The organism is Streptomyces sp. V3I8 (genome assembly GCF_030817535.1).
Classification (GTDB): Bacteria; Actinomycetota; Actinomycetes; order Streptomycetales; family Streptomycetaceae; genus Streptomyces.
Genome location: NZ_JAUSZL010000004.1, coordinates 153,506 through 165,504, shown reverse-complemented (window position 1 = coordinate 165,504; position 11,999 = coordinate 153,506). Strand labels below are relative to the sequence as shown.

Here is an 11,999-nt window from a genome sequence, read left to right as displayed (position 1 = left end):
GCGGAGGCCCCGGCCTGGCCGCGCCTCGTTGACGGGGGAGGCAACGGGCGTGGCGGTCGCTGGGCGACTCGGGAGTCGCATGCCGAACAGTTGATCTATACGTACTTACGTATGGAACAACCGTACATGTGCGGGTGTGCGCTGACAACCCCCAGCGGCATACGGGAACGGGCCACGGCGAGCACGCGGGTGTATGCCCCTGAAGGCAGCCGGGAGCCGCCGGGAGCCGCCGGGAGTCATCAGGGGGCCGCCGGGGGAGGGCTGCGGCGGTGCGGGCGGGTTTCCCCGGCTCAGCCGCCGGCGTGGTCCGTGGCGGCGCTCCAGCGCTCCACGGCGGCCAGCAGGTCCGCGCTCCAGGCGGCCAGGATGCGCCGGCCCTGCGCGGCCGTGGCGCCGGTGGGGTCGCCCAGGACGCCGTTGCCGCTGACCGCGCGCACCCCCGAGGCGCGCAGGATCGGCAGCACCTGGGCCAGCGCCCGGACGTCACCGGGCCGGGCCCGGTGCATGCGCACGCTCTCGGGGCGCAGCTCCAGCATGACGGACGTCTCCGTGCGGCCGGCGTGGCTGTCGGTGGGGGAGCCGGAGGGCGACCAGGGCAGCACCCGGCGGCCCTCGCGGCGCAGCCGGGCCACCGCCCGGGCCAGGGGCGCCGCATTGCCGCCGTGGCCGGAGACCAGGACCACCCCGGCGAACGCGTCGGCCGAGCGCACCAGTTCCAGCAGCAGCGACTCGACAGCCTCCTGGCCGATCGACAGCGTGCCGGGGAAAGCGGCGTGCTCGCCGCTCGATCCGTAGGACACGGCCGGGGCCAGGAGCACGTCCTCGCGCCCGCGGGCGAGCCGGCCGGCCAGGGCGGCGGCGATGTCCGTGTCCACCGTCAGCGGCAGGTGCGGGCCGTGCTGTTCGGTCGAGCCGACCGGCACGGCCAGCAGACTGCGGCCGGCGGCGGCCTCGAGCTGCGGCCAGGTCAGCTGGTCCAGCCGGTACGGACGCCTCATTGCGCCCGCACGCCGGGGGAGGTGTCGCCGCCGGCGAGGGCGGCTGGACCGTCCTCCTCGCCGGCGGGGTCAAGAGCACCGGCGCCGCCGGTGGTGGTGCGGGGCAGACCGCTGTCGCCGACGGCGCCGGGGACCGGGGGAGCGGCGGGCGGGGACGCGTCCCCGGGATCGGCACCAGCACCGGGATCGGCACCGGCACCGGGATCGGCACCGGGATCGGGATCGGAATCGGCACCGGGGCCGGGATCGGGATCGGGGCCAGCCGCGGCACCGGGATCGGGATCGGCACCGACATCGGGGCTGGGATCGGCACCGGGGCCGGTGCCGGTGTCCGTGTGGACGCCGTCGCAGCCCGGCCACTCGGCCAGGTCCGGCAGCAGCGGGGCCAGGGTGCGGTGCCGCACCGCGCCCCACCAGACTCCGGAGCCGTAGCACAGGTCGTCCAGCGCACGCAGCGCCGTCCAGCGCAGCGGATCGATCGGCGGCCGCCGCCGGTACCACTCCTGCACATGGCAGCCGTAGGCCGCGGCCAGCAGCCACCGGCCGCGGCGCGTGGCCGCCAGCGCGGGCACCGCCACCGGCCACCAGGAGCGGGTGAGCGCGTCGGCCAGCAGCCGCCCGGCGCCGAGGTGGCCGTGCAGGGCCAGCTTCAGCGACTCGGCGGCCGGCACGCCCACCGCCTCCAGCTTGCGCGGCAGCAGCGCGGCGGTCACCCCCGCCACCGCCAGGCCCGCCAGCGGACGGCCCACGGCCGGCCCCGCCCAGGCCGCGACGCTCCACGCGGACATCTTTAGCGGGGCCACGGCCCGGCCGTGGCGCAGCGCCAGGGGAGCCGCCGAGGTGCCGTACTCGAAACGCTGGCGGGCCCACCCCCGCCACCGCGGGCGCGGGGCGTGCCGCACCGTCGAGGCGGGCTCGTAGCGCACCAGCGACCCCGCGGCCGCCAGCCGCCACACCAGGTCCACGTCCTCGCCGAAACGCATTTCCTCCTCGAAGCCGCCGCTCGCGCGCAGGGCCGACACGCGCACGACCAGGGCCGCCGAGGGCACGTAGGACACCCGGCCGCCCGGCCGCACCGGCGCGGGCGCGCCGCCCAGATCCAGCGAGGAGCGCACCTGCTCGTAGCGGGCCAGCAGCGAGGTGCCCGCGACGCTGAGCACCCGCGGGGCGACGGCCGCGACGTCCGGGTCCTCGAAGTGGGGCAGCAGCACGTCCAGCCAGCCGGCGTCCGGGACGACATCGGCGTCCAGGAACGCGACCAGGTCGGTGCCCGCGAGCCGCCAGCCGGTGTTGCGGGCCGCCGCCGGCCCCCGGCAGACGGGGTGGCGCACGGCGGCCTGCGGCAGCGGCCTGAGCGAGCCGTCGTCGACGACGACGACCTCGGCCACCTCCCGTACCGCGGGCAGCAGCCCGGCCAGGGCCTGGGCGTGGTCGCGCACCGGCACCACCACCGTGACGTCCCGCACGCTCAGGCGGGCGCTCGTGTACACCGGGTGCACGACACCGGCGCGCACCAGCCGGGCGGCCAGCCGCCGGTGGGCGGGCAGCGCGGCGACGGGCGTGCCCGCCAGCCAGGTGTCGAGCAGCCGGGCGGCGGCCGCGGACAGCCGCAGCACCCGGTAGGGCGAGCCGCCCAGCAGCAGCCGTCCGCCGTCCAGGCGCCGCAGACCGGCGTCGGCGCTCACGTGCAGTGGCGTCATCGCGGCGCCCCCCTTCCCGTCCTGCCGGTCCTTCATGCGGTGAGGCCCCCGCCGGTGTGCGCGACCGTGCCGGTCAGGGGGGCCGACTGCTCGTGGCACAGCCAGCACACCGCGGCGGCCACCTCCTGCGGCGAGAGCAGGTGCCCCACCAGCTGGTGCCGGGCGAGGTCCGGGGCGTCCGCCGGCCCGTGGAGCGCCGCGCCGGAGTCCGGCAGGCCGGTGCCGCGCAGGTCGCTCGCCAGGCTCTGCACCAGGCCGGCCACGGTGTGCGTGCCGGCGTCGCAGCCGGCCAGGCGGTACGGCCCGCGGTGGCCGGCGGCCGACGCCAGCGCCACGAACCGGCCCGGGCCCGGGCCGGGCCGGCGCAGCAGCGCGGGAACGCAGGCCCGCGCCAGGCCGGCCACCGCGCGCACGCCGATGTCGGACAGCGCCTGCCGCTCCTCGCCGCTCTCCCGCAGGCCCTGCCCGCCGGCGGTCACCGGCGCGGCCGCCACCGCCGCGTCCAGCGCGCCGAACTCCCGCTCGGCCAGCGCGACCGCCTCCGCCAGCGCCCCGGCGTCGCGCACGTCGGCCACCACGTCCACCACCGTGCCGGGCCACCGGGCGGCGAGCGCCGCCGGCTGCCCTTCGCTGCCCGGACGGCGGTCCGCCGCGGGCAGGTCCGCCAGGTCCGCGCAGGTGTCGACGGCGACGACCCGCCAGCCCTCCCGCGCCAGCTGCCCCACCACCGCCGCCCCGACCCCGCGGGCCGCGCCGGTCACCACCGCCACCCGGGCGCTCACCGGCCGCCCTCCTTCAGATAGCCGTGGGTGCGCAGGAACGCCAGCAGTTCATCGACGGCCAGCACCGGGTCCTCGGCGCGTACCACGCGGGCCACGGCGGGCGGCACGAACGTGCCGGTCAGCTCCAGCATCCGCTCCCGCGCCGTGCCGCCGGCCACCGCGGGCAGCTCCTTGGGCCGCGGCCGGTAGGGCCGCACGGCCACCGTGCGCACCTGCTGCGCGCCGGCGGGCGGGGCGACGGCCAGCACCGGCACGCCGGCCCGGCGCGCGGCGAGCACCGCGGGCAGCGCGGCCCGCCGCAGTCGTACGCCGCCGGCCTCCACCGAGCACACCGCCGGCAGCGGCACCCGCAGCCTCTCGCGCCGCCCGCCGTCCAGGCGGCGCACCGCGTGCAGCGTGCCCTGCCGTCCCGGCGACAGTTCCAGCAGTCCCAGCGCCTGCGCCGCGCCCAGCCGCGCCGCGAGGAACGCCGGGGTGGAGCCGGTGCCGTGGTCGGGGGAGCGGTCCCCGCACACCACCACGTCCGGCGCGCCGTGCCGGGCCAGCAGGGCCCGGTGCAAGGTCCGTGCGGTCGCCGCGCCGTCGTGGCCGGGGCCCTCGGCGCGCAGCACCGCGTGCGCGCCGGCCGCCAGCGCCTCGCGCAGCATGCCGTCGGCCCGCGCCCCGCCCACGGTGACGGCCACGCACCGCCCGCCCAGCGCCTCGGCCAGCCGCAGCGCGTGCTCCAGCGCCGCCAGGTCCGCCTCGCTCGCCCGCCCGGCGTGCGGGTCCTCGCGCACCACGCCGGTGAGCGGGTCCACCGCCGTGTGCGGATCGAAGCAGCGCAGTGCGGCCGCCACCAGCACGCCGCTCACCCCTGCCGGAAGACGACGCCGTGCCCGCCGTCGGGGTAGGTCCAGGTGATCGCGCCCTCGGCGTCGCACACCTCGTAGCAGGTGCCGCACTCGAAGCACTGCTCGTAGTTGAACAGGATGCCGCCGTCGGAGGTCGGCACGAACAGTTTCGCCGGACAGGCGTGCACGCACACCTGGGCGGTGCAGGAGCGGCACACGGCCGCGTCCACGCTGATGTGGGCACGCTCCGAGAGCCGGAAGTCCACCGTGGACATCCGGTCCTCGAAGTCGATGCCGCGGTACTCGGCGTTCATCCGAACGACCTCCAAGCCGTCAGTGCGTCGGACAGCAGATGGTGCAGCCGCACGCCGTGCGCGGCCGCACCACGGCGCAGCAGGCGGCGCAGGCCCGGCTTGGGCCGCGGGTTGTCGACCCGGAAGAACTCCTCGGCCAGGTCGCACAGCAGAGCCGGGTAGCGCTGCTGCATCCGCTCGGAGAACACCAGCCCCGGAGCCCGGCGCAGTTTGCGGTGGTCGGCCAGGACGAAGGAGTCCTCCAGCAGACGCCGGTAGCCGGCCAGCCCCGAGCGGGAGGTGTCACCGCGGGCCAGGGCCTCGGCGGCCGCCCGGCCCGCGTACATGCCCGCGCCGATCGCGAAGTTCACGCCCTCCAGCCACACCCCGGCCGCCAGGCACATCGCCGCGGCGTCCCCGGCCACCAGGATCCCGTCCCCGGCCAGTTCGGGCATGGTGTCGTAGCCGCCCTCCGGCAGCAGGTGCGCGCTGTACTCCTTCAGCTCCGCCCCGCGCACCAGCGGCGCGATCGAGGGGTGCGCCTTGAGGTCGGCGAGGAGCTCCTCGGGCCGCACCCCGCAGGCGGCCAGCCCGTCCAGGCCGACGACCACGCCCACGCTGAGGGAGTCGAGGTTGGTGTAGAGGAAACCGCCGCCGGGGATGCCGCGGGTGCAGCCGAGGATCTCCATGTCCAGGCCGTCGCGGCCGCGCAGCGCGAACCGCTCCTCGATCACCTCGCGCGGCAGCGCCAGGGTCTCCTTGACACCCAGCGAGGTGTGCCGGGCGCCGGTCCGGCCGCCGAACAGGCCGGCCTCCTTGGCGAGGAAGGAGTTCACCCCGTCGCAGGCGATGACCACGCCGGCGCTCAGCTCGCCGTCCGGGCGGTCCGTACGCACACCGCGCACCGTTCCGTCGGCCGCCCGCAGCAGACCGGTGGCCACCGTGGACGGCACCAGCACCGCGCCCGCCTCCTGGGCCAGATCGGCCAGCCAGCCGTCCAGGTCGGCCCGCAGGGCGGTGGCCCCGTTGTACGGCGGACCGCCCCAGGCCTGGGCGCGCACGTCCACCGTGAGGGCCTGCCGGTCGGTCATGACCATGGTGGAGCGGCGGGTGACCCAGCGCTGCACCGGCATCTGCTCCCACCACCGGGGCACCAGCTCGTCCAGCACCCGGCCGTAGACGACACCGCCGTACACGTTCTTGGAGCCCGGATGGGGGCCGCGTTCCACCAGCGCCACCGACCGGCCGGCCCGGGCCGCGGTGAGGGCGGCCGCACTGCCCGCCGGCCCCGCCCCGACCACGACCACGTCGAACATCGGATCGCTCATCACACGTCCTCCAGCCGCCGGGCGAGCTCGGCCAGCACGGCCGGCGCGTCGGCCACGATGCCCAGATCGGCCATCGCGGTCATCGGACAGTGCGGGTCGGTGTTCACACTGACCACATGGCGCGGCCTGCCCAGCCCGCCGACGTGCTGGGAGGCACCGGAGACACCGAACGCCACGTACAGGTCGGGGTCCAGGACCACTCCGGTGGTGCCGATCTGCCGGTCGTGGCCCAGCCAGCCCTGGTCGGTCACCGCGCGCGTCGCGCCCACCGCGGCGCCCAGCGCCCGGCCCACGCCGGCCAGCACCGCCACCGCCGCGCCGTCCCCCAGCCCGGCGCCCGCGCCCAGCACCCGGGAGGCCTGCTCCAGCGGGGCCCCGCCCGGCCCCGGCGCGGCGGTGCCCAGAGCGCGGGTCCCGGCCGGCGCACCGGGCCAGGACGCCTCGACGAGATGGGTCACCGGCGTCCCGCCGGCCGGGCCCGCACCGCGCACCCCGGGCACCAGCGTGGCCACGAAGGGCCCCTCCACGGCCAGTTCGGCCAGCTGCCGGCCCTCGTGCCGCAGCACCTGCGCGCCGTGCCGGGTCACCGTCAGCGCGCCGGCGAGCAGCACCCGCCCCAGGGCCGCCGCCAGCCGGGGCGCGAGGTCGCGGCCGTCCGGCGAGGCGGGCAGCACCACCGTGTGCACCCGGGCCAGCAGCGGGGCGAGCACCGCGGCCAGCACCCCCGGGTCGGGCAGGGAGGCGGCCTCCAGCGCCCACACCGTGCGGGCGCTGTCCAGCCGGCCGCGGGCCTCCTGGACGCCGTCGCCCACCAGCAGGGCGCCGGCGCCGGCCTCCGCCGCCGACTCGGCCGCCCCCTGCGGCAGTTCACCGCCGCGCACCACGATCACCGCGACCGCGTCCCGCGCGGGCAGCGCCCCGCCGCTCACAGCGCCACCGCCACGCGGTGGCCCTCGAGGACCGCGGCGTTCGCGCGGCGCGGCGCGAGGCAGTCACCCACCCGGTGCACCTCGAACGCAGCCTCCCGCAGGTCCTGCCACAGCTCGTCCCGCGGCGCCTGGTGCACCGCGCACACCACCCAGTCGGCGCGCACCGGGGACATCTGGCCGGTGGTGTGCGTCAGCACCTGAAGACTCACTCCCGCACCGTCTCGTTCGGCCTCCGCGGACAGCACCACCCGGTCCGTGGCGAACGTGATGTCCTTGGCGTCCGCCCGCGCGCAGAACGTCTCCATGTCCAAGGTGATGCCGAGGTCCTGGCCGACCACCATGGCGGGCGTGCAGATCTCCACCCGGCAGCCCCGGTCGGCCAGCAGCTCCGCCACCGACGTCGCCTGGTGGAAGCCCAGTTCGTCGACCACCAGCACCTCCCCGAAGGGGGCGGCCCGGCCCTCCAGGACGTCCCGGACGTCCACCACCCGCTCCAGCGCGCCCGCCCAGTGCGGCGGCTGCGGGCGGGCGCCGGTGGCCAGCACCACCGTGTCCGGGCGCTGCGCGCGCAGCAGCTCCCCGGTCGCCTCCACCCCCGTGCGGATCTCCACACCGTGGCGGCGGCACTCGGCCAGCAGATTGCGCACCAGGTCCGCGAACTCCGCCCGTCCCGGCACGACGGCCGCGGACGTCACCTGCCCCCCGGTCGCCGGCTCGCGCTCGTAGAGGGTCACCCGGTGCCCGCGCCGGGCCGCGGTGGCGGCGCACTGCAGCCCGCCGGGACCGCCGCCGACCACCAGCACCCGCCGGGTGCCCAGGCGCGGCGGGGGCAGCACGACGGACTCCTGGCCCACCGCCGGGTTCTCGATGCAGCCCAGCCGGTGGTTGAGGCCCATCCGGCCCACGCACTCCTGGTTGCAGGACAGACAGGTGCGGATCTGCGCGCCGTGCCCGGTGCGCGCCTTGGCGAGGAAGTCGGGATCGGCGATCTGCCCGCGCACCACGCCCACCAGGTCGCAGTGGCCCTCGGCCAGCGCCCGTTCGGCCTGCACCGGGTCCTTGATGCGTCCCACCCCGATCACCGGCAGCCGTACCGCGCGGCGGATCGCGTTGGAGACGAACAGCGCATACCCCGGCCGCACCGCCATCGACGCCTCGATCATGTACAGCGTCGAGGTGGCCACACCGATGGAGGTGTTGATGTAGTCGACCTGCCCGGTCCCCTCCACCATGCGGGCCACCTCGACGGCCTCCTCCAGGGTGGTGCCGCCGTCGATCAGCTCGTCGCCGCACAGCCGCACGCCCAGCGCCCGCCCGGGGCCGATCGCCTCACGGACCGCGTCGATGATCTCCAGCAGCAGCCGGGCCCGGTTGGCCAGGGTGCCGCCGTAGGCGTCGCCGCGGCGGTTGGTCGCCGGGGACAGGAAGCCGCGCACCACCGAGGAGTGCGAGCACTGCAGCTCCACCCCGTCGAAACCGCCCTCGGCGCAGTGCCCGGCGACCTGCGCGTAGCCGGCCGTGATCTCGGCGATCTCGGCGAGGTCGACCGCCTTGGGCACCTCCCGGAACAGCGGGTCCGGCACCGGCGAGGGCGCCCACACCGGGCGGCGCGAGTACATGCCGGACGCCTGGCCGCCGTTGTGGTTGAGCTGCGCCAGCACCGGCACCCCGTGCGCGTGCACCGCCTCGGTGATGCGCCGGTAGCCCGGCACGACCTCCGGCCGGAAGCCGTGGATGAGTTTCTCGTAGGGCCAGTCGGTGGGATGCGTCGAGTGTTCCTCGGTGATCACCAGGCCCGCTCCGCCGGCCGCCCGCGCCGCGTAGTAGGCGGCATGCCGCTCACCGGGCAGCCCGTCCTCGGCGAAGTTCGTCAGATGCGCCGAGAACACCACCCGGTTGGCCAGCACCAGCGGGCCCACCCGCAGCGGGGAGAACAGATGACGGTACGTCATGACACCGGCCCGCTTCCCGGTTTGGCGTCGCCGGCCAGCGCCAGGGCCGCCCGCCGCCCCTCCAGGACCGCCTCGTGCAGCGTCCGGGGCGCCACGCAGTCGCCCGCCCGCAGCAGGCCCGGGCGCGCCAGGGACAGCCGCTCGTCGGGCAGCCGGTGCCCGCAGTGCACGACGGCCGCGCACGCCAGGGTGCGCCGCCTGCCGGTCATCACGTCCTCGACGAGGAGTTCACCCGCGCGGGCCAGCCGCGGCACGCTGCGCTTGACCAGTTCCACCCCGGCCAGCTGCAGGCGGGTGTTGGCGTCCGCCAGGTCACCGGTCAGGGCCAGCTGGGTGCCCACCACCAGGTCCTGCGTGACGACGGCGGTGGTGCGCCCGCTTCGCGCGAGCTGCTCGGCGATGCCCGCGCCGACCGCGTCGCCCACCGGGTCCACCACCACGACCGCACCCTCGGGCAGCGCCCGCGCCGGGCCCCGGGCGAGCAGGTCGGCCGCCTCCACGACGGTGGCCCCCCGCACCTCGTAGCCGCGCGGCCCGGGCAGCGAACCGGTGGCCAGCAGCACACTGCGGCCGGCCGCCCCGGCGGCGTCGAGGTCCTGCGCCCCGACACAGCGGCCCAGCGTCACCGTGACCCCCAGCCGCCGCAGCTCCGCCTCCCACCAGCCGGCGAGCCGGCCCAGCCCGGCCCGGCCGCCCACCGCGGCGGCCCACCGCAGGGCGCCGCCCAGCACCGGCTCCCGCTCAACGACCTCCACCCGGTGCCCGCGCCCCGCCAGCACCCGGGCCGCCTCCAGGCCGGCCGGGCCGCCGCCGACGACCAGCACGTCCAGGACGGCCCCGTCGGTGCCCTCCACCGGCGCGTCGGTGCTCTCGTGGCCGCTGCGCGGCTCCCCGACACAGCTCACCAGGGGGTTGCGGCTGTCGCGTACCCGGCACTTCTGGTTGCACAGCACACACGGCCTGATCCGCTCGCCGTGCCCGGCCCGCCACAGCGCCACCAGCGCGGGATCGGCGATCTGGGCCCGCGTCATCTCCACCAGGTCCGCGCTGTGGTCCTCCAGCGCCCGCTGGGCCTGCGCCGGGTCGACGACCGAGCCCTGCAGCACCACCGCGGTGGCGCCGTCCACCGCGGTGCGCACCGCACGGCACAGGTCGGTGTTGAAGCCGGGCGGCGTGTGCAGGTCCGGGCGGGTCGCGGCGAGGTTCATCGCCGAACCGCGCACCACGACCAGGTAGTCGACCTGCCGCGCGACCTTCCTGGCGATGTCCGCGGCCTGCTCGCCGGTGATGCCGGCCCAGGGCGCGAGCTCGTCGCAGGACAGCCGCAGGCCCATGATCCGCCCCGGGCCCAGCTGCGCGCGCACCGCCGACAACACCGAGCGCAGCAGCAGGGTCCGGTCCTGCCCGTAGGCGTCCTCGCGCACATTGGTCAGCCCCGACAGGAACTGCCGCACCAGGCTGAACTGGCCCGCGTCGACCTCGACACCGTCCAGGCCGGCCTCCGCCGCGCCGCGGGCCGCCGACGCGAAACCCGCCACCAGCCGGTCGATCTGGGCGCCTTCCATCTCCATGGGCATCTCGCGGGTGACGACGTCGGCGACCCGCGACGGCGCCCACAGAGCCGTCTGGGCGTGCGCCGAGGAGCCCTGCGAGCCGCTGTGCCCCAGGCCGGCCACGACGAGCGAGCCGTGCGGCCGGCAGGCGGCGGCGACCGCACGCCAGCCGGGCGGGCACTGCGCCGCCAGCGGCGCCCGCTCGTAGGGCCAGTCGGAGTCGTCGACGCTGGCGCCCTCGGTGACGATCAGTCCCGCGCCGCCGGCCGCCCGCCGCTCGTAGTAGGCCACGTGCCGCGCCGACAGGGCGCGGCCGGTGCCGAGGTTGGTCTCGTGCGGCCCGAACACCACCCGGCTCGGCGCGGTGCGGCCCGCCAGCACGAGCGGCTCGAGGAGCGTCATGAAAGGCTGCCGGCCGGCCGCGGCGGGCGGAACCCGGCCAGCGGGTCGACGTCGCACGCCCGGTCCACCGCGGCGGGCGCGGGCGGCCGCCGGCCCAGGGTGACCGGCACCGGGCCGGCCTTCGCGGCCGGGCGGGTGCGGTGGGAGTGGTCCGCGCCGGGGCGCGGCGCGGATCCCGCCGCCACCAGCTCCAGCGCCCGCTCCCCGTGCCCGCGCACGCACTCGGGGTCCGGGCCGTCCAGCGGCAGCCCGGTGAAGAACTTCGCCGCCATGCAGCCGCCGCGGCACGCGTCGAACGCCGAGCACGAGGAGCACGCCCCGGCGCCCTGCGGCTCGCGCAGCGACGCGAACAGCGGCGCATCGCGCCACACCCCGGCGAACCCGCCCGGCGACAGCACGCTGCCCGCCAGGAACTCCTCGTGGATGGCGAACGGGCACGCGTACACATCGCCTACGGGGTCGATCAGGCACACCACCCGGCCCGCCCCGCACAGGTTCAGCCCCGGCAGCGCGGTGTCGCCCAGCGCGTTGAGGTGGAAGAACGAGTCCCCCGTCAGCACCCCTTCACCGTGCTCGACGAGCCAGTCGTAGAGCATCCGCTGCTGGTCGGCGCCCAGGTGCAGGCTGTCCCACACGTCGGCGCCGCGTCCCGAGGGACGCAGCCGCGTCAGCCGCAGCTGCGCCCCGAACTCCTGCGCCATGGCGGCGAAGTCGTCGAGCTGTCCCACGTTCTGCCGCGTCACCACGACACTGATCTTGAAGTCGGCGAAGCCGGCGTCGGCCAGCCGCCGCATGGCGGTGGTGGCGGTGGCGTAGGAACCCGCGCCGCGCACCGCGTCGTTGACCGCCGCGCTCGCCCCGTCCAGGGAGATCTGCACATCGACGTAGTCACCGGCGGCCAGCCGGCGGGCCCGCTCCTGGGTGATGCGCACCCCGTTGGTGGAGAACTTCACCCCCACCTGGTGGTCGGTCGCGTAGTCGACGAGGTCCCAGAAGTCGGGCCGCACGGTCGGCTCACCGCCGCCGATGTTCACGTAGAACACCTGCATGCGCTGCAACTCGTCGATGACGGCCCGGCACTGGGCGGTGTCCAGCTCCCGCGGGTCGCGGCGGCCCGAGGAGGACAGGCAGTGCACGCACGACAGGTTGCACGCGTAGGTCAGTTCCCAGGTCAGGCAGATCGGGGCGTCCAGCCCCCGCGACATGTGGTCGACGAGCTTCATGCGGTC

The 11,999-nt window shown here is 76.9% G+C and carries 10 protein-coding genes; all 10 read right to left on the bottom strand.

The genetic code is table 11. The annotated features are described in order from the left end of the window. Positions 1-290: 290 nt before the first annotated feature. Genes mftE through mftC form a run of 10 tightly spaced genes read right to left on the bottom strand, consistent with a single transcriptional unit; the run spans position 291 to position 11,993 of the window. The gene (gene mftE / locus QFZ75_RS40805; RefSeq protein WP_307545870.1) at positions 291-998 is read right to left on the bottom strand and encodes a mycofactocin biosynthesis peptidyl-dipeptidase MftE; all 708 of its coding nucleotides are present in this window, start codon (positions 996-998) and stop codon (positions 291-293) included. After that, on the bottom strand, positions 995-2,698 hold the full coding sequence (gene mftF / locus QFZ75_RS40800) for a mycofactocin biosynthesis glycosyltransferase MftF (protein WP_307545867.1): 1,704 nt from the start codon (positions 2,696-2,698) through the stop codon (positions 995-997). The genes mftE and mftF overlap by 4 nt, the downstream gene beginning before the upstream one ends. A 32-nt stretch (positions 2,699-2,730) precedes the next feature. After that, the gene (locus QFZ75_RS40795) at positions 2,731-3,480 is read right to left on the bottom strand and encodes an SDR family oxidoreductase (RefSeq protein ID WP_307545865.1); all 750 of its coding nucleotides are present in this window, start codon (positions 3,478-3,480) and stop codon (positions 2,731-2,733) included. Further along, positions 3,477-4,325: a mycofactocin-associated electron transfer flavoprotein beta subunit gene (locus QFZ75_RS40790; protein WP_307545863.1), complete on the bottom strand. Its 849-nt coding sequence runs from the start codon at positions 4,323-4,325 to the stop codon at positions 3,477-3,479. The genes QFZ75_RS40795 and QFZ75_RS40790 overlap by 4 nt, the downstream gene beginning before the upstream one ends. 5 nt (positions 4,326-4,330) lie before the next feature. Then, positions 4,331-4,627 carry a ferredoxin family protein gene (locus QFZ75_RS40785; RefSeq protein ID WP_307545861.1) on the bottom strand — a complete coding sequence of 99 codons (297 nt, stop codon included), beginning with the start codon at positions 4,625-4,627 and terminating at the stop codon, positions 4,331-4,333. Next, positions 4,624-5,934 (bottom strand): FAD-dependent oxidoreductase, encoded by a 1,311-nt coding sequence (locus QFZ75_RS40780; protein WP_307545859.1) that lies wholly within the window; start codon positions 5,932-5,934, stop codon positions 4,624-4,626. Before QFZ75_RS40780 ends, QFZ75_RS40785 begins: the two co-directional genes overlap by 4 nt. Then, on the bottom strand, positions 5,934-6,863 hold the full coding sequence (locus tag QFZ75_RS40775; RefSeq protein ID WP_307545857.1) for a mycofactocin-associated electron transfer flavoprotein alpha subunit: 930 nt from the start codon (positions 6,861-6,863) through the stop codon (positions 5,934-5,936). The genes QFZ75_RS40780 and QFZ75_RS40775 overlap by 1 nt, the downstream gene beginning before the upstream one ends. After that, positions 6,860-8,815 carry a mycofactocin system FadH/OYE family oxidoreductase 2 gene (locus QFZ75_RS40770; protein WP_307545855.1) on the bottom strand — a complete coding sequence of 652 codons (1,956 nt, stop codon included), beginning with the start codon at positions 8,813-8,815 and terminating at the stop codon, positions 6,860-6,862. The genes QFZ75_RS40775 and QFZ75_RS40770 overlap by 4 nt, the downstream gene beginning before the upstream one ends. Then, positions 8,812-10,770, bottom strand: coding sequence for a mycofactocin system FadH/OYE family oxidoreductase 1 (locus QFZ75_RS40765; protein ID WP_307545853.1), 1,959 nt, complete (start codon positions 10,768-10,770; stop codon positions 8,812-8,814). The genes QFZ75_RS40770 and QFZ75_RS40765 overlap by 4 nt, the downstream gene beginning before the upstream one ends. Beyond that, positions 10,767-11,993: a mycofactocin radical SAM maturase gene (gene mftC / locus QFZ75_RS40760; protein WP_307545851.1), complete on the bottom strand. Its 1,227-nt coding sequence runs from the start codon at positions 11,991-11,993 to the stop codon at positions 10,767-10,769. The genes QFZ75_RS40765 and mftC overlap by 4 nt, the downstream gene beginning before the upstream one ends. Positions 11,994-11,999: the final 6 nt, after the last annotated feature.